The following is a 17,050-nucleotide window of genomic DNA, read 5'->3' as shown; positions in this document are numbered from 1 at the left end:
GGTCCGGGGAGGGCCCCGGAAAATGCGGCGTTCTTGTGCAAAAGGAGCGGGGGCCCGGCTGCGCCGGGCCCCCGCCTGGCGATCAGAAGGCTCAGGCCTTCTTGTTGATCAGGGCGTCGATCTCGCTGTCGGCCTTCTTCGTGGCGTCGGCGACGGACGTCCCCTTGAGGACCGCGAGGAGCATGTTCTCCAGGATGTCCTCCTTCTCGATGGAGGCCCAGCCCGGCGCGATCGGCGTGAACCAGGCGTCCGGCACCGCGTTGGCGATGGAGGCCGTCTCCGGCTTCGACTTCAGCGGCTCAAGCTGCTTCTCGTTGTTCGGGAGGATGTTCTTCGACGCGAGGACCTCCATGGACTTCGCGTTCGTGAAGAGGGAGATCCACTCCTGGCCGAGGTCCTGGACCTTCGACTTGGAGATGGTCGCGAGGTCCGAGCCACCGATGAAGGACGGGAGCGCCTTGCCGTTCGGGCCGGGCATACCGGCCGTCGCGATCTTGCCCTCGAGCTTCGGGTTGCCGTTCTCGCCCGTGGTGACCCCGCCGGCCTCCCAGGCCTGGCCGTAGATGACCGCGGCCTTCTCGTTGGCCATGACGTTGGCGTGGTCCTGCTCGTCCTTCAGCTGGTCGGCCTTGTTGTACTTCTTGACCAGGTCGATGAAGTGCTGGATGCCCTTCTGCGCCTCCGGGGTGGAGAGCGTGGCCTTCCACTCCTTCGCACCCTCGTCGTACTTGGCGATCTGGCCGCCCTCGGCCGCGACGTAGGACATCGCGGCGTACCAGTAACGACCGGGGTAGTAGAGGGACGAAGCGCGCTTGTCCTTCTTCGCCAGGTTGGCCGAGACCTTGTCCATGGCCTTGAGGAACTCGTCCTCGGTCTGCGGAAGGGCGTCGCTGCCGGTGGCGTCCTTCAGCATGTCCTTGTTGTAGACCGCCAGACGGGCACTGGCGTAGTAAGGCACGCAGTAGATCTTGCCCTCGAAGGAGCAGGTGTCCTTGAGGCCCTTGATCCACGTGTCGGAGTTCTCGTACTTCGAGGGGTCGATCTCGCCGAGAGCACCATTGAGGATGTACTGCATCGTCTCGGTGTTGCCGAGCTCGACAACGTCCGGGAACTTGTCGCCGCCGAGGGAGGTGTCGAGCTTCTTGACCTTGTCGGCCCAGCCCTGGTACTGAACCTTGACGTTGACGTTCGGGTACTTCTTCTTGAACTGGGCGTTGACGTCCTTGACCAGCTCGGGCCAGGTCGTCTGGGCTTCGCCCATGAGCCAGACAGTCAGGTCTTCCTTGCGGTCCTTCGGGTCCTTCGCCGAGTCCTTGCTGTCGGAGCCACCACACGCCGCAACAGAAACCAACATGCCCGCGACGCCGATCGCCGCGATGAGCTTGCGCTTCACGCCACCCTCCTCAGGGATGCTGCAACCCCCTCCCCACCGCGCGAAAACGTCGACGAGTACCTCTGGGGCTGGGACCTGGTCTTTAATGGTTTAGACCAGTTACCGGGAGCTTGGCCTAGACCTTTAGGGGTGTCAAGGGTGTATAAGAAGTGCACTCGCGTCCGTTATAGGACCGACACCTGAGGGAGGGCGACCAGCCGTGACCGGACCGTGCCACCATGTGAGCCGCGACAGACGGAGGAGCCGGTGACGGCAGCAACGCAGCAGTCGGGGAGGCGGGCCATGGGTGCCGACGGGGGCAGTACGGACAACGAGACGGGCGCGGGAGCCGGTACGCGGACCGCGCGTGTGCCTAAGTACTACCGGCTGAAGCGACATCTCCTCGACATGACGGACACCATGCCGCCAGGCACCCCCGTTCCCCCGGAACGGACCCTGGCGGCGGAGTTCGACACCTCGCGCACCACCGTGCGCCAGGCGCTCCAGGAACTGGTCGTCGAGGGCCGGCTGGAGCGCATCCAGGGCAAGGGCACCTTCGTCGCCAAACCGAAGGTCTCCCAGGCCCTGCAACTCACCTCGTACACCGAGGACATGCGTGCCCAGGGGCTCGAACCCACCTCGCAGCTCCTGGACATCGGCTACGTCACCGCCGACGACACCCTCGCCGGGCTGCTCGACATCAGCGCCGGCGGACGCGTCCTGCGCATCGAGCGCCTGCGTCTGGCGAGCGGTGAGCCGATGGCCATCGAGACCACTCACCTCTCGGCCAAGCGCTTCCCGGCGCTGCGCCGTTCGCTGGTGAAGTACACCTCGCTCTACACCGCGCTGTCCGAGGTGTACGACGTCCGGCTGGCGGAGGCCGAGGAGACCATCGAGACCTCGCTGGCCACTCCGCGCGAGGCCGGACTGCTCGGCACGGACGTGGGCCTGCCGATGCTGATGCTCTCCCGGCACTCGCTGGACGAGCAGGGCGAGCCGGTCGAGTGGGTGCGCTCCGTCTACCGCGGCGACCGCTACAAGTTCGTGGCCCGGCTCAAGCGGCCGCTGGACTGACCCCTCGTACGCATGTCCTTGTGAACGGCCCCCGGACCCACCTCCGGGGGCCGTTCGGCGTTCCGTAACGACCGTTCATCGCACCGCGGCCCCGCCAGGGGGTGACGCCGGCCGGACCCTCCCCCTAGATTCCCTGCGCATCACAGATGATCAACGAGGGGACGGAGACACCGCCATGCCGGAGGAACCAGAAGGAAAACCACCCGTCGTCACACCGACGAGAGTGGTCATCGCGCTCTGTCTCGTCGCGCCGTTCGTGGCGATGCTCTGGGTGGGCTCGTACGCGAAGACCGACCCCGCCTTCATCGGCATCCCGTTCTTCTACTGGTACCAGATGCTCTGGGTACTGATCTCCACCGTGCTCACCATGGTCGCGTACAAGCTGTGGCAGCGTGACCAGCGCGCCCGCAAGGGGGGTGCGTCGGCATGACGGACGGAGTCAACGGCGTCGCGCTCGCCGTCTTCATCTTCTTCTTCGTGGCCGTCACGGTCATGGGCTTCATGGCCGCCCGCTGGCGGCGGGCCGCCAACGAGGCCAGCCTCGACGAATGGGGCCTGGGCGGACGGTCGTTCGGCACCTGGGTGACCTGGTTCCTGCTCGGCGGCGACCTCTACACCGCGTACACCTTCGTCGCGGTCCCGGCGGCGATCTACGCGGCGGGCGCGGCCGGCTTCTTCGCGGTGCCCTACACCATCCTGGTGTACCCGCTGATCTTCACCTTCCTGCCGCGGCTGTGGTCGGTCTCGCACAAGCACGGCTACGTCACCACCTCGGACTTCGTGCGCGGCCGCTTCGGCTCCAAGGGGCTCTCGCTGGCCGTCGCGGTCACCGGCATCCTCGCCACCATGCCGTACATCGCGCTCCAACTCGTCGGCATCCAGGCGGTGCTGGACGTGATGGGCGTCGGCGGCGGCGAGAACACCAACTGGTTCGTCAAGGACCTGCCGCTGCTCATCGCCTTCGCGGTGCTCGCCGCGTACACCTACTCCTCGGGGCTGCGGGCGCCCGCGCTGATCGCGTTCGTCAAGGACGGGCTGATCTACCTCGTCATCGCGGTGGCGATCATCTACATCCCGATCAAGCTCGGCGGCTTCGACGACATCTTCGCCGCCGCCCGGGACAAGTTCACCGAAGCGGGCGCGGGCGGCCTGGTGCCCGCCGAGGCCGGGCAGTGGGGGTACGCCACGCTGGCGCTCGGCTCCGCGCTCGCCCTGTTCATGTACCCGCACTCCATCACGGCGACGCTCTCCAGCCGCAGCCGTGAGGTGATCCGCCGCAACACCACCATCCTGCCGCTGTACTCCCTGATGCTGGGCCTGCTGGCGCTGCTCGGCTTCATGGCGATCGCGGCCGGCGTCAAGGTGGACAACGGCCAGCTCGCCATCCCGCAGCTGTTCGAGAACATGTTCCCCGACTGGTTCGCCGGGGTGGCGTTCGCCGCGATCGGCATCGGCGCCCTGGTGCCGGCCGCGATCATGTCCATCGCCGCGGCCAACCTGTTCACCCGCAACATCTACAAGGACTTCCTCAAGCCGGACGCGACGCCCGAACAGGAGACCAAGGTCTCCAAGGTGGTCTCGCTGCTGGTCAAGGTCGGCGCGCTCGCCTTCGTCCTCACCATGGACAAAACGGTCGCGATCAACTTCCAGCTGCTCGGCGGGATCTGGATTCTCCAGACGATGCCGGCCCTGGTCGGCGGCCTGTTCACCCGCTGGTTCCACCGCTGGGCGCTGCTGGCCGGCTGGGCGGCCGGGATGATCTACGGCACGGCCGCCGCGTACGGCGTCGCCAGCCCGACCCAGAAGCACTTCGGCGGCTCCTCCGACGAGATCCCCGGCCTCGGTGAGATCGGCTACATCGGGCTGACCGCCTTCGTGCTGAACGTCCTGGTCACCGTGGTGCTGACGTTCGTCCTGAACGCCGTCAAGGCGCCCGCGGGCATCGACGAGACCTCGCCGGCCGACTACACCGCGGACGCGGGCGATCCGGGCGTCGAGGCCGAGCTCCCGCCGGCCACCGCGGGGGCGCCGGGCGGCCACTGACCGGCTGCGTCCGAACCGCACGACACAACATGTGGGGGCTGCCCGATCGGGCAGCCCCCACATGTATGCTCATCCTCGCTGTCGCCGCAGGGGAATCCGGTGCGAATCCGGAACTGTCCCGCAACGGTGTATTCGGTGCGCTTTCGCGCACCCATGAGTCCGAGGACCTGCCGACAGCGCGTCCGGTTCGACCGAACCGGGCGCCCAGACGTCCGGGCCTCGTGGGATGGGCCGGTGGACGCCGTACGGAGTGCCGCCCCGCGCCGGGCCCGCTCCTGCCCGGCTGCCCCCGCTCCCCGCCGGCCCAGAGCCGAGCGAGGGAGAGCACCACGTGACCATCGCGCCAGCACAACCGGCCGCGGCGGCCGGTTCGGGAACCACCGGACCCGCGAGCGACGGGCCCGGCACCGCACTGCTGCGGACCCTGACCGACCTCACCGCCGACCTGCCCGACACCGACCCCGGCCGGGTCGCGGCCGCCGCCCTGCGCGGCCGCAGCGCCCGGTCCGACGCGGCCGAGCTGCGCGCCCTGGCCACCGAGGCCGCCGCGGGCCTGATCTCCGAGGACCCCGCCTACTCCCGGCTCGCCGCCCGGCTGCTCACCCGGTCCATCGCGGACGAGGCCGCGAGCCAGGGCGCCACCTCGTTCTCCGCGTCCGTCGCCGCGGGCCACCGCGAGGGCCTGATCGCGGACCGCACCGCCGCCTTCGTCACCGCGCACGCGGCCGCGCTGGACGCCCTGGTGGAGCGGTCCCTCGCGGACGGCGCCGACGACCGGTTCGGCTACTTCGGGCTGCGCACTCTGCACAGCCGCTATCTGCTGCGCCACCCGCACACCCGCCGGGTCGTCGAGACGCCCCAGCACTTCATGCTCCGGGTCGCCGCCGGGCTCGCCGAGGACGAGTCCGCGCGGGCCCTGGACGAGGTCGCCGCGCTGTACGGGCTGATGAGCCGGCTGGACTATCTGCCCTCCTCGCCCACCCTCTTCAACTCCGGCACCCGCCACCCGCAGATGTCCTCCTGCTATCTGCTGGACTCGCCGCTGGACGAGCTGGACTCCATCTACGACCGCTACCACCAGGTCGCCCGCCTCTCCAAGCACGCCGGCGGCATCGGCCTCTCCTACTCACGGGTGCGCGCCCGCGGCTCGCTGATCCGGGGCACCAACGGGCACTCCAACGGCATCGTGCCGTTCCTCAAGACGCTGGACGCGTCCGTCGCCGCCGTGAACCAGGGCGGCCGGCGCAAGGGCGCCGCCGCCGTCTACCTGGAGACCTGGCACGCGGACATCGAGGAGTTCCTGGAGCTGCGCGACAACACCGGCGAGGACGCGCGCCGCACGCACAACCTGAACCTCGCGCACTGGATTCCGGACGAGTTCATGCGCCGGGTCGACGCCGACGCCGACTGGTCGCTGTTCTCCCCGGCGGACGTGCCGGAGCTGGTGGACCTGTGGGGCGACGCGTTCGACGCCGCGTACCGGGCGGCCGAGGCGAGGGGCCTGGCCCGCAGGACGCTGCCGGCCCGCGAGCTGTACGGCCGGATGATGCGCACCCTGGCACAGACCGGCCAGGGCTGGATGACGTTCAAGGACGCCGCCAACCGCACCGCCAACCAGACCGCCGAGCCGGGCCGGGTGGTGCACTCCTCGAACCTGTGCACCGAGATCCTGGAGGTCACCGACGACGGCGAGACCGCCGTGTGCAACCTCGGTTCGGTCAACCTGGGCGCGTTCGTCGCGGACGGCTCGATGGACTGGGAGCGCCTGGACGCCACCGTGCGGACGGCGGTGACCTTCCTGGACCGGGTGGTGGACATCAACTTCTACCCGACCGAGGAGGCCGGCCGGTCCAACGCCCGCTGGCGGCCGGTGGGCCTGGGCGCCATGGGGCTCCAGGACGTGTTCTTCCGGCTGCGGCTGCCGTTCGACTCCCCCGAGGCCCGTGCGCTCTCCACGAAGATCGCGGAGCGGATCATGCTCGCGGCCTACGAGGCGTCCTGCGACCTCGCGGAGCGGTCCGGTCCGCTGCCCGCCTGGTCCGGGACGCGGGCCGCGCGCGGGGTGCTGCACCCCGACCACTACGACACGGAGCCGGCCTGGCCGGAGCGCTGGGAGGCGCTGCGCGCCCGGATCTCGCGGACCGGGATGCGCAACTCGCTGCTCCTGGCCATCGCCCCGACGGCGACGATCGCCTCGATCGCGGGCGTCTACGAGTGCATCGAGCCCCAGGTGTCGAACCTGTTCAAGCGCGAGACGCTGAGCGGGGAGTTCCTCCAGGTCAACGGCTATCTGGTGGACGAGCTGAAGCGGCTGGGCGTGTGGGACGCGCGGACGCGTGAGGCGCTGCGCGAGTCGAACGGCTCGGTACGGGACTTCGCCTGGATTCCCCAAGAGGTGCGGACGCTGTACCGCACCGCGTGGGAGATCCCGCAGCGCGGCCTGATCGACATGGCGGCGGCCCGTACGCCGTACCTCGACCAGAGCCAGTCGCTCAACCTGTTCCTGGAGACGCCGACGATCGGGAAGCTCTCCTCGATGTACGCGTACGCCTGGAAGCAGGGCCTGAAGACGACGTACTACCTGCGGTCCCGCCCGGCGACCCGGATCGCGCGGGCCGCGTCCGGGACGGCGTCGGCCGCCGCCCCCGTCCCCGTACAGCAGGCGCAGGCGCCCGACGCGGACGCCGTCGCCTGCTCCCTGGAAAACCCCGAGTCCTGCGAGGCCTGCCAGTGATGACCGCCGAGAACACCACGAAGAACCTGCTCGACCCGGGATTCGAGCTGACCCTGCGGCCCATGCGCTACCCGGACTTCTACGAGCGCTACCGGGACGCGATCAAGAACACCTGGCACGTGGAGGAGGTCGACCTCCACTCCGATGTGGCGGACCTGGCGAGGATGACGCCCGCCGAGCAGCATCTGATCGGCCGGCTGGTGGCGTTCTTCGCGACCGGTGACTCGATCGTCGCCAACAACCTGGTGCTGACGCTGTACAAGCACATCAACTCCCCGGAGGCGCGGCTGTATCTGTCGCGGCAGTTGTTCGAGGAGGCCGTGCACGTCCAGTTCTATCTGACGCTGCTCGACACCTATCTGCCCGACCCGGACGACCGGGCCGCCGCCTTCGCGGCCGTCGAGAACATCCCCTCGATCCGCGAGAAGGCGCAGTTCTGCTTCCGCTGGATGGACTCGGTGGAGAAGATCGACCGGCTGGAGACGAAGGCGGACCGGCGGCGCTTCCTGCTCAACCTGATCTGCTTCGCGGCGTGCATCGAGGGGCTGTTCTTCTACGGCGCCTTCGCGTACGTGTACTGGTTCCGCTCGCGCGGTCTGCTGCACGGCCTCGCCACGGGCACCAACTGGGTCTTCCGCGACGAGACGATGCACATGAACTTCGCGTTCGAGGTCGTGGACACCGTCCGCAAGGAGGAGCCGGACCTCTTCGACGACGCCCTGGAGCGGCAGGTCACCGACATGCTGCGGGAGGCCGTGGAGGCGGAGCTGCAGTTCGGGCGCGATCTGTGCGGGGACGGGCTGCCCGGTATGAACACCGAGTCGATGCGCGCGTATCTGGAGTGCGTCGCCGACCAGCGGCTGGTCCGGCTGGGCTTCCCCGCGGTGTACGGCTCGCAGAACCCGTTCGCCTTCATGGAGCTCCAGGGGGTCCAGGAGCTGACGAACTTCTTCGAGCGGCGCCCGTCCGCCTACCAGGTGGCGGTGGAGGGCACCGTCTCCTTCGACGACGAGTTCTAGGCGGAAGGGCTAAATCCTCGCCCAGCTCCTGACGTACGGATGCCGTGCGGCCCCCGCCGGCCGCGCGGCGTCCGCGCTTTGCGGTGGGTGGGTGCTCCGGTCCTGTTCCGCTTCGCGCAGCTCGCGGTCGATGCGGCGCTCGCGGGCGATGCCGAGCACGGCCGGCAGCAGAACGAAGGCGAAAAGTGCGGAAATGCCGAGGAAGTTCAGGAATGCGTTCATGCCTCTACTGTCCTCGTTCCGACGAAGAAGCGGCAGTGGCAGGACTGTCACAGGACATCGAATTACTGCCACACTGGGTCCATGCTGAACAACGTCGCCGCCCTGATGCTCGATGACGTCCACCCGTTCGAACTCGGCGTGCTGTGCGAGGTGTTCGGCCTCGACCGCAGCGATGACGGGCTCCCGGTGCACGATTTCGCCGTGGTCTCCGGCGAAGGGCCCCGGCTGCGCACCCACGCCGGGTTCACCATCGACACCCCCCACGGCCTCGACCGGCTGGAGGAGGCCGACCTGATCGCCGTACCGGCCGGCAGCCGCTTCGCGGACCGGGAGTTCCCCGAGGAAGTGCTCGCCGCGCTGCGCGGGGCCGTGGACCGGGGGGCCAGGGTCCTCAGCGTGTGCTCCGGGGCGTATCTGCTGGGCGCGGCCGGGCTGCTGGACGGCCGCCGCTGCACCACGCACTGGCGGCACGCCGACGACCTGGCCCGCCGCTTCCCGCGCGCCCGCGTCGAACCGGACGTGCTGTACGTGGAGGACGGGCCGGTCACCACGTCGGCGGGGACGGCGGCGGGGATCGACGCCTGTCTGCACCTGGTCCGCCAGGCGTACGGACCGGCCGCGGCCAACACCATCGCCCGCCGGATGGTGGTGCCGCCGCACCGGGACGGCGGCCAGGCCCAGTACATCGAGCGGCCGCTCCCCCGCACCCGGTGCGACACGGTCGGCGACACGCTGGCCTGGATGGAGCGCCACCTCGACCGGGAGATGACCGTCGAGCAGCTCGCCGCCCAGGCGCACATGTCGCCGCGCACCTTCGCCCGCCGCTTCCAGCAGGAGACCGGCACCACTCCGTACCGCTGGCTGCTGCGCCAGCGCGTCCTGCTCGCCCAGCACCTGCTGGAGACGTCCGACGAGACGATGGACACGATCGCCGGGCGGGCCGGCTTCGGCAACGCGGCCGCGCTGCGCCATCAGTTCGTACGGGCGCTGGGCACGACTCCGCAGGCGTACCGGCGCACCTTCCGGGGGCCGTCCGCCGTCGTCGAGGCGGCCTGACCTCCGGGCGCCGAGCGGGTGGGGCCGCCGGGCAGCGGCGGCCCCACCCGGGTTCAGATGCCGCAGTTGGGCGCCGACCAGAAGCGGCTGGGGCCCTGGTTCACGTGGACGTGGTCGTTGTGGTCGGGGTAGCCCGGGCCGAGGATGCCCCGGAACCCGTGGTAGCGGGCCTGCTTGGCGAGGGTGCAGAACGCGATCCCGCCGAGGTCGGCCGCGTCGCCGTACAGATGGCGGCTGTTGGACGCGCCGCCCACGGCGCTGTTGCAGGCCCTCGACCGGAACCCGCTGTTGATGTTGATGGGCCGGTCACCGAGCGCGTGGCGCAGCGCCTCCAGCTTCCACATGGTGGTCAGCGCGTTCTGTTTGGCGGTGGCCGCCGAGACCGCGCCGCCGGACCAGGTGCTGTTGCAGCGGTTCATCTCGGCGTAGGTGAAGTGCGCCGGGGTGCAGTCGCCGTCCTGGAGGGCGTAGATCTTGGACTGGGTCGCGGGTCCGGCGATACCGTCGGCGGCCAGTCCGTAGGCGGCCTGGAAGCGCTTGACGGCGGCCGTGGTGGCGGGGCCGTACGAGCCGTCGACGGCGAGGACGGAGTTGTATCCGGGGTAGCCGGCGACCCGGATCTGGAGCTGGGCGACATCGTTGCCGGTGGCCCCCGGACGCAGGGTGCGCGTCCAGGTGTAGCAGCCGTCGGCCTGGGCGGGGCCGGCGGTGACCACCGCACCACCCCAGGCGAACGCCATGGTCATGACAAGGCTGAGCAGCAGTCGTGCGGATCGTCTGATCACGAGGGCTCCCTACCGCTGTGGAGGTTGTGGCCCCGAGCCTGGCGGACGAGTCGACGCGCGTCAACTACGCGTGTAGAAATGGCAATTGACATCCCGGAAAACGACGGGCGGGCCCGGCCCGGCGAACCGGGCGGGCCCGCGCGTGCGCGCGTGGGCGCCGGTCAGTCGTTGGGGACGACCTCGTAGCGCGGGGTGTTCTCCGCCATCTGCCGCAGCGCGTCCTTGCGGTCGCGCTTGGAGAGCCGGTCGATGTACAGGTAGCCGTACAGGTGGTCCGTCTCGTGCTGGAGGCAGCGCGCGAAGTATCCGGTGCCGCGCACCCGGACGGGGTTGCCGGCGGCGTCCTGGCCGCGCACCACCGCGTAGTCGGGGCGGGCCAGCGAGACGTACGCCGACGGGACGGAGAGGCAGCCCTCGTTGGAGTCGTCCAGGGCCCGCGCGCCGGGCGGCAGCTCCTCCAGGACCGGGTTGCAGATGGCGCCCACGTGCCGCACACCGTCGTCGTCGGGGCAGTCGTAGACGAAGACCTTGAGGTCCACGCCGATCTGGTTGGCGGCCAGGCCGACGCCCTCCGCCGTCCGCTGGCTCGCGAACATGTCGTCGATCAGCGCGGCCAGTTCGTCGCCGAACTCCGTCACGTCCTTGCACTCCTTGTGCAGGACGGGGTTGCCCACGACCGTGATCGGACGGGAGGTGCCGCGCTCGCGGTGTGCCGTCTCGCGCGCCTCACAGTCCTCGGTGTCGATGAGGAAGCCCTCCTCGTCGACGTTGACCTGCTCGTCCGTCTCCTGCTGCGCCATGTCCGCCGTACGCCTTCCTCAAAACCCGAATCGGTGCCCGTACAGCCTACGGGCAGCGGTCAGCAGACTTCTTCGAGATCCCGCCACTCCCGGCTGTCCGGGCTGTCCGCCACCCAGCCGTCCAGCAGGCCGCGCACCAGACCGGCCGGGGCCGCCAGGCCGCACTCGCGCTCCGGTACCCACAGCTCACCGGCCGTGCGGTGCCCCAGCGGGCCGGGGTGGCCGGGCTCGCTGTGGTCGTGCGGGTCCAGGTGCTCGCCGTCGCCCTCGTCGCTCTCCATCCGGCTCTCCGAACAGGAGCGGCACAGCAGCCGCACCGACGAGGACCAGTCCTCGGCGGCGAAGCCCGCGTCCGACGCCAGCTGCTCCAGCGCGTCCCGGTCGGCCTCGGTGGCCGCTTCGAGCAGCACCACCCAGGTCGGCACGGGCGAGGGCGCCCACAGCTCGATCTCGTCGAACACCGGGTAGGACGGGCCGGCCGCGGTGATCCGCTCGCCGTTCGGGACCCCGTCGTGCAGCACGACCTCGCCCCAGCGCCGCCCGGAGGACGGCAGCGGGATGGACAGCACCTCGATCCGGGCCGGGTCGAGCCGCCGGCCCCAGACGACCTCCGCCTCGCCCTCCGGCGACAGCCGTACCGCCGCGCTGCCCAGCTCCATGCCGACCGGCTCGTTGCCCGCGGCCGGGGTCTGCCGGCCGCCGCCGGGCACCTTGAGCCCGTACGCCTGCCAGGCGCGGCGCGCGAGCGGCCAGTCCTGGAGGGCGGTCGCGGCGATGCCCACGTTCCACCAGTCCGGGGCGCCGGACTCCTTGTCGAGCAGGGCGACGGCGCGCAGCCCGGCGGCCCTCGCCTGTTCCCAGTCGTGCCGGAACTTGTGCAGCAGCGCCAGGTTGAACCACGACTCGGAGAGCCAGGGTTCCAGGTCCGCCGCACGCGTCAGCAGCGCGCCCGCGTCCTCGTACCGGCCGTCGCCGATCAGCGTGAACGCGCGGTCCGTGGCCTGCCGCCAAGAGGCGGACGGCCGATGCCGTACCTTCCCGAAGATCCTCACGATTCCCGCCTGTCCCGACTGGACACCCTCGTTCTACCGCTCTCTTCGCATCCAACCATGCCGGGCCGGACGCCCGCTCATTACCCATCGGTTACCCCAGCGGGACAGGGGCCGCACCGCCCCTGGCCAGAACCCGGGCCAGTGATTCCACCACCTGCGGCTGGTAGTCGTGCCCGGTTCCGAGCCTGAGCTGTTCCAGCGCACCCAGCGGCCCGGAGAGACTTTCCCCGCACAGGTCGTCGTATGCGTTCACGGCCCGGACGATCCTGGCGGACAGCGGCTGCTCGCGATAGGGGTCGGCCTGCCGTTCCACCACGACGGCGACCCTGGGGTCCACCCCGGTCTGCCGGACCACCGCCCCGCCCAGCAGCGCGATCCGGCGCTGCTCGGCGGCCGGCAGCAGGGCCGTCGCCCCGTCCGGCACCGGGTCGACCAGCGAGAGCTGGCCGATGTCGTGCATCAGCGCGGCGTACTCCAGGACCGTCAGCTCGGGCCCGGACAGCCCCATCTCGCGGCCGACCGCCGTGCACAGCTCGGCCACCCGGCGGGCGTGGCCGTGCGGGGTGTAGCCGGCGATCTCGGTGGCCCTGGCGAGGGAGGCGATGGTCTGGCGGTAGGTCGTGCGTACGGCGGCGAAACGGCGGAAGGAGAGCTGGGTGAGCAGCAGCGGTACGCACAGCACGGGCAGCGCCCACAGTCCGGCGGCGGCCACGCCGAGCGCCATGACGGCCCCGGTCGCGCACACCGCCGAACCGATCCCGCTCAGCGCCCGCAGCTCGTCGCGGAGCAGCGGCCCGTATGGGACGGGGGTCGCGCGGGAGCCGCGGGGCAGGGTCCGGGCGCGCAGCAGGAGGGCGGCGAGGACGGCGTCGCACAGGGCGGTCAGGCCGAGGAGGAGCAGCAGGAACGCCGCGTAGTACGGGCCGTCGCCGAGCCAGCGCTCGCAGCGGCCGGTGTTGAACAGGGGCTGGAAGCAGACCGCCGCGAAGGTCACGGTGAGCAGCCGCCGGGCCACCTGGTCGGCGCCCGGTCCGTCGCCCCGCGCCAGCTGCGGCACCGAGGCGACGAGCTGGGCGGCGGCCAGCACGGCGACGACCTGGAGGACGCCGTGGCTGGTGGGCTGTCCGTCGCTGCGGCCGAGCAGGGCGTACGCGAGGCCCCCGGCGGCACCGAGCGGCGCGGGTTCCCGCTCGCCGGGCCGGGCGCCCCGGCGGGCCAGTTCGCCGATGGTGACGAGGGCGCCGAAGGCGAGGGCGTGGCCCGGTTCGCCGATGCCGTACCAGAGGGTGTGGGCGAGGCCGGTGGCGGCGAGGAGGAGGGCGGCGGCGTGCACGGCGCGGGCGGCGGGGGCCTGCCGGGCCCGCCGGAGGGTCACCGGGGTTCCCCGCTCTCGGGCGGGCGGCCGGGCGCCCGGCCGGCGGCGGCGCCGGTGCCGTGTCCGCCGGGGGTCTCTTCGCGGGGCGCGGGGACGGGCGGCGCGTCGTCCGAGGTGACCGCCGCGCACCAGCCGTAGCGTTCCAGGCCGCGGGCCAGCGCCCGGACCATCCGGGGGTCGAACTGGGTGCCCGCGCAGCGTTTCAGCTCCTCGACGGCGGCCGGGACGGGGCGGGCGCGCCGGTAGGAGCGGGTCGAGGTCATGGCGTCGAAGGCGTCGGCGACGGCGACGACGCGGGCGCACTCGGGGATGCCCCGGCCGGAGAGCCCGTAGGGGTAGCCGCTGCCGTCGAGGCGTTCGTGGTGGTGCAGGATCGCGGCGCGGGCCTCGCCGAGGAAGCCGATGCCCCGGACGATCTCGTGCCCGTACTCCGGGTGCAGCTCGATCACGCGCCGCTCCTCGGGGGTCAGCGGGCCGTCCTTGCGCAGGACGCGGGTGGGCACGCCGAGCTTGCCGACGTCGTGCAGGATGCCGGCGAACCGGAGCACTTCGACGCGGTGCCGGTCCATGCCCAGTTCGTGGGCGATGAGGACGGAGGCGCGGCCGACGCGTTCGCTGTGGCCCCGGGTGTAGGTGTCCTTGAGGTCCACGGCCTGGACGAGCGCCCTGATGGTGGCCCGGTGGGCGGCGTGCTCGCGGTGGTACTGCGCGAAGGCCCAGCAGGAGATGTACATGGGCAGCAGGACGAAGAGCGCGGCCAGCGGCCCGTAGGGACTGTTCCACAGGACGGCCATCATCAGCCCGGCGAGGCCGTGCACCAGGTGGGGGGCGAGCGAGCGTGCCGGCAGTCCGCGCCAGGCGCGGCGCGCGGGCAGGTGTTCCGCGACGAGCAGGATCGAGCCGTCGAGGGCGGCGAGCACCGCACTGAAGGCGAGGACGGCCGCGCAGACGGGCAGCAGCGCGTACGGCAGGGCGGGCGGGGCGCCGGGGGCGGGGCCGCCGAGCAGGGTGTGCGCCCAGGCGGCGGCCCATACGGCGACGGCCAGTTCGGCGGCGCGCCAGATCCGGCGGGCGGTGGCGGGCGGCTCGTCCACCCGGCCCGCGAGGGAGCCGGGGATCGCGACGAGCGCGGCCGCCGGGGGCGGCAGCAGGAAGGCCGCCGCGAGCAGCAGCGGGAAGAACGAGCCGGCGCCGAGCGGCACGGAGCCGCCGAAGGACGGGCAGCGGCCGGGGAGTTCGCAGACGAGGTAGAGCCCGGTGAGCAGTGCGAGCGTGGCCCACGGGGTGTCTGCGCCGGGGCGCAGGGCGGGCCCGGCGCACAGGGCCGCCGCGAGGGCGACGGCTCCGATGTGGGCCCGCGTGGCCCGGCGTGTGGCTTCCACCGTCGCTCGCCCCCCAGCTCCGCTCGTGAAGGAGCCACGCTAACGAGCGGGGCGGGCCGGGCGGGGGCCGATGGGGGCGATTAGCACGTTCGGGTGAAGCGGCGGAAGGTTCGGTTCCGGAGGGTGGTCCGGAACCGAAGGGTGTTTCGGTCCCGGAGGGTGGTCCGGCTCCGGAGGGTTCAGTCTCCGGCGGCGGTCGGCACCTCGGTGTCGGAGACCGTGACGTCCTGGTCCGGCACGGCCTGTCCGGAGCGGATGAGGTCGATCCGGCCCATCACCTTGGACCGCAGGTCGGCCGGTACGTCGTCATGACCGCAGCAGCGCTTGACCAGCTTCTTCACGGCCTGTTCCAGGCCGTACTTCTCCAGGCAGGGGGAACACTCGACGAAATGCGCCTCGAACTTGGTGCAGTCGCTGTCGGGCATCTCCCGGTCGAGAAACTCGTAGAGGTGGTCGAGGACCTCTGAGCATTCCGTCTCGTGCGGCTCTCCGCAGCTCATGAGCCCGAGCCTTTCCGATCGTCCGACTTACCGGCGCCCGCGGGGACGAGTCCGCGGTCGCGGGCGTAATCCTCCAGCATGCCGCGCAGCTGACGGCGGCCCCGGTGCAGTCGGGACATCACCGTACCGATGGGTGTCCCCATGATGTCCGCGATCTCCTTGTAGGCAAAGCCCTCTACATCGGCGAGATAGACCGCGATGCGGAACTCCTCGGGAATCGCCTGCAGCGCGGACTTCACGTCCGAGTCGGGGAGGTGGTCGAGGGCCTGCGACTCGGCGGAGCGCAGCCCGGTCGACATGTGCGACTCGGCGCGGGCCAGCTGCCAGTCCTCGATCTCCTCGGCGGCGCTGCGCTGGGGTTCGCGCTGCTTCTTGCGGTACGAGTTGATGAAGGTGTTCGTGAGGATGCGGTACATCCACGCCTTGAGGTTGGTGCCCTCACGGAACTGGTGGAAGGAGGCGTACGCCTTGGCGTACGTCTCCTGGACCAGGTCCTCGGCGTCCGCGGGGTTGCGCGTCATGCGCAGGGCAGCCGAGTACATCTGGTCCAGGAAACCGAGGGCGTCGCGCTCGAAACGCGCGTTGCGCTCGGCCGTCGTCTCCTGCGGGCGGCCGTCGTCGGTCCCTGTGTCGGTCCCAGTGACCGGACCCACCTCCTCCAACGCTGGGGCGGAGCCCGCACCGGACCCGCTCGAATCGGAGAATAGTCGACCTTGGTCCCGCGCGGGCTGTCGTTCCGTGCCGCCGGGTGACCGCTCATGGGTGGTGGTGGCCGCGTGCAGGACCGTCCACTCCAGGTCAGCGGTATCTGTGCGACGCGGGCAGATGGTCGAACCCATGCGACGGACTCCCTCTCCACTTACGACGTTGGCGTACCGATGTCCGGAACAACAGCGGTCCCCCGCCGGGCATTCCCGGCCGCGCGGCCGATTCCGGTTCAGCCGATTCCGGCCAGCCATCCGGTGACGGCGCCGGTGAGGATCTCCATCGCGCGTTCGCCGGTGAGCCCGGACCGTTTCGGCACGGCGAAGCCGTGGTCCCCGTACGGCACCTCGGCGATCCGGTAGTCGCCCGGCGGGAACTCGGCGGGCCTGCCGAAGGGGTCGTTGCCGCCCTGGACGACGAGCGCGGGCAGGCCGCAGTCCAGCAGTTCGGCGGCGCGGGTCTTCTCGGGGCGGCCCGGCGGGTGCAGCGGGAAGCTGAGCGCCAGGACCGCGCGGGCGCCGAGCGCCGCGGCGGTGCGGCAGGCGACGCGGGCCCCGGCGCTGCGTCCGCCCGCGACGACCGGGAGCCCGGCGGCGGCGAGGGCCGGCCACACCCCGTGCCAGCCGGTGTCCAGCGTCTTCGGGGCGGGCGCGACCTTCTTGCCGGCGACCCGCCAGGGCTGCTCCACCAGGGCGACGCTCACGCCGTGCGCGGGCAGGGCGGCGCCCAGAGCGGTGAGGTCACGGGCCTCGATGCCGCCGCCGGCGCCGTGGCCGAGGGCGAGCAGGAGGCGCGGCGCGGGGGCCGTCAGCCAGGTGATGCGCGCGGTGCCGGTCGCGGTCTCGACCGTTTCGGTGCGGGGTGTCGCTGCGTCGGTGGTCACGGGCCCATCCAACCAACAGGGGCGCGCGGGGCGGGGGCGGCGGGGCGC

At 71.3% G+C, this 17,050-nt stretch carries 16 protein-coding genes and 1 riboswitch; of the genes, 6 read left to right on the top strand and 10 right to left on the bottom strand.

The genetic code is table 11. The annotated features are described in order from the left end of the window. Positions 1–91 precede the first annotated feature (91 nt). Entirely contained in the window at positions 92–1,393 is a 1,302-nt protein-coding gene (locus OG710_RS20860; RefSeq protein WP_330240677.1) for a sugar ABC transporter substrate-binding protein, read from the bottom strand. 282 nt (positions 1,394–1,675) lie between these two features. On the opposite strand from OG710_RS20860, the gene OG710_RS20855 reads away from it, so the two are divergent. The 5 genes from OG710_RS20855 to OG710_RS20835 all read left to right on the top strand — a co-directional run bounded on the left by OG710_RS20855 (position 1,676) and on the right by OG710_RS20835 (position 8,242). Beyond that, entirely contained in the window at positions 1,676–2,446 is a 771-nt protein-coding gene (locus OG710_RS20855) for a GntR family transcriptional regulator (RefSeq protein WP_330240676.1), read from the top strand. 175 nt (positions 2,447–2,621) lie between these two features. Next, positions 2,622–2,876, top strand: a complete 255-nt coding sequence (locus OG710_RS20850; RefSeq protein ID WP_330240675.1) for a DUF3311 domain-containing protein — start codon at positions 2,622–2,624, stop codon at positions 2,874–2,876. Continuing rightward, positions 2,873–4,489, top strand: a complete 1,617-nt coding sequence (gene mctP / locus OG710_RS20845) for a monocarboxylate uptake permease MctP (RefSeq protein WP_330240674.1) — start codon at positions 2,873–2,875, stop codon at positions 4,487–4,489. The genes OG710_RS20850 and mctP overlap by 4 nt, the downstream gene beginning before the upstream one ends. A 65-nt stretch (positions 4,490–4,554) precedes the next feature. Further along, positions 4,555–4,678: riboswitch (cobalamin riboswitch) on the top strand. 142 nt (positions 4,679–4,820) lie between these two features. Further along, the gene (locus tag OG710_RS20840; RefSeq protein ID WP_330240673.1) at positions 4,821–7,223 is read left to right on the top strand and encodes a ribonucleoside-diphosphate reductase subunit alpha; all 2,403 of its coding nucleotides are present in this window, start codon (positions 4,821–4,823) and stop codon (positions 7,221–7,223) included. Next, entirely contained in the window at positions 7,223–8,242 is a 1,020-nt protein-coding gene (locus OG710_RS20835; protein WP_330240672.1) for a ribonucleotide-diphosphate reductase subunit beta, read from the top strand. The genes OG710_RS20840 and OG710_RS20835 overlap by 1 nt, the downstream gene beginning before the upstream one ends. Before the next feature lie 9 nt (positions 8,243–8,251). Here OG710_RS20835 and OG710_RS20830 read toward each other — a convergent pair whose 3' ends face one another. Beyond that, positions 8,252–8,464, bottom strand: coding sequence for a hypothetical protein (locus tag OG710_RS20830; protein WP_330240671.1), 213 nt, complete (start codon positions 8,462–8,464; stop codon positions 8,252–8,254). 81 nt (positions 8,465–8,545) lie between these two features. Here OG710_RS20830 and OG710_RS20825 point away from each other — a divergent pair, with 81 nt between their 5' ends. Continuing rightward, complete coding sequence (locus OG710_RS20825; RefSeq protein WP_330240670.1) at positions 8,546–9,520, top strand: GlxA family transcriptional regulator; 975 nt, start codon at positions 8,546–8,548, stop codon at positions 9,518–9,520. Between the two features lie 53 nt (positions 9,521–9,573). On the opposite strand, the gene OG710_RS20820 is transcribed toward OG710_RS20825, so the two are convergent. From OG710_RS20820 to OG710_RS20785, 8 genes are all read right to left on the bottom strand, one after another. After that, entirely contained in the window at positions 9,574–10,305 is a 732-nt protein-coding gene (locus tag OG710_RS20820) for a D-Ala-D-Ala carboxypeptidase family metallohydrolase (protein ID WP_330240669.1), read from the bottom strand. Positions 10,306–10,466: 161 nt separating this feature from the next. Then, positions 10,467–11,105, bottom strand: a complete 639-nt coding sequence (gene def, locus OG710_RS20815) for a peptide deformylase (RefSeq protein ID WP_330240668.1) — start codon at positions 11,103–11,105, stop codon at positions 10,467–10,469. Between the two features lie 59 nt (positions 11,106–11,164). Then, a complete protein-coding gene (locus OG710_RS20810) occupies positions 11,165–12,157 on the bottom strand; it encodes a tetratricopeptide repeat protein (protein WP_093706389.1) in 993 nt (330 codons plus the stop codon). A 91-nt stretch (positions 12,158–12,248) separates the two neighbouring features. Next, complete coding sequence (locus OG710_RS20805) at positions 12,249–13,532, bottom strand: HD-GYP domain-containing protein (protein WP_330240667.1); 1,284 nt, start codon at positions 13,530–13,532, stop codon at positions 12,249–12,251. Beyond that, on the bottom strand, positions 13,529–14,914 hold the full coding sequence (locus tag OG710_RS20800) for an HD-GYP domain-containing protein (RefSeq protein WP_330240666.1): 1,386 nt from the start codon (positions 14,912–14,914) through the stop codon (positions 13,529–13,531). Before OG710_RS20800 ends, OG710_RS20805 begins: the two co-directional genes overlap by 4 nt. A gap of 179 nt (positions 14,915–15,093) precedes the next feature. Beyond that, complete coding sequence (gene rsrA, locus OG710_RS20795; RefSeq protein ID WP_111338076.1) at positions 15,094–15,414, bottom strand: mycothiol system anti-sigma-R factor; 321 nt, start codon at positions 15,412–15,414, stop codon at positions 15,094–15,096. Further along, positions 15,411–16,067 (bottom strand): sigma-70 family RNA polymerase sigma factor, encoded by a 657-nt coding sequence (locus tag OG710_RS20790; protein ID WP_199563631.1) that lies wholly within the window; start codon positions 16,065–16,067, stop codon positions 15,411–15,413. The genes rsrA and OG710_RS20790 overlap by 4 nt, the downstream gene beginning before the upstream one ends. 284 nt (positions 16,068–16,351) lie before the next feature. Beyond that, entirely contained in the window at positions 16,352–17,002 is a 651-nt protein-coding gene (locus OG710_RS20785) for an alpha/beta hydrolase family protein (RefSeq protein ID WP_330240665.1), read from the bottom strand. Positions 17,003–17,050 lie beyond the last annotated feature (48 nt).

This window comes from Streptomyces sp. NBC_00525 (genome assembly GCF_036346595.1).
Lineage (GTDB): Bacteria > Actinomycetota > Actinomycetes > Streptomycetales > Streptomycetaceae > Streptomyces.
The sequence above is the reverse complement of the archived record's forward strand: the minus strand, read 5'-3'. Positions and strand labels throughout refer to the sequence as shown.

Excerpts from the sequence above, each read along its gene's own strand:
- OG710_RS20855 (WP_330240676.1), top strand. The coding sequence starts at position 1,676 with ATGGGTGCCGACGGGGGCAGTACGGACAACGAGACGGGCGCGGGAGCC.
- OG710_RS20850 (WP_330240675.1), top strand. The coding sequence starts at position 2,622 with ATGCCGGAGGAACCAGAAGGAAAACCACCCGTCGTCACACCGACGAGA.
- mctP (WP_330240674.1), top strand. The coding sequence starts at position 2,873 with ATGACGGACGGAGTCAACGGCGTCGCGCTCGCCGTCTTCATCTTCTTC.
- OG710_RS20835 (WP_330240672.1), top strand. The coding sequence starts at position 7,223 with ATGACCGCCGAGAACACCACGAAGAACCTGCTCGACCCGGGATTCGAG.
- OG710_RS20830 (WP_330240671.1), bottom strand. The coding sequence starts at position 8,464 with ATGAACGCATTCCTGAACTTCCTCGGCATTTCCGCACTTTTCGCCTTC.
- OG710_RS20825 (WP_330240670.1), top strand. The coding sequence starts at position 8,546 with ATGCTGAACAACGTCGCCGCCCTGATGCTCGATGACGTCCACCCGTTC.
- def (WP_330240668.1), bottom strand. The coding sequence starts at position 11,105 with ATGGCGCAGCAGGAGACGGACGAGCAGGTCAACGTCGACGAGGAGGGC.
- rsrA (WP_111338076.1), bottom strand. The coding sequence starts at position 15,414 with ATGAGCTGCGGAGAGCCGCACGAGACGGAATGCTCAGAGGTCCTCGAC.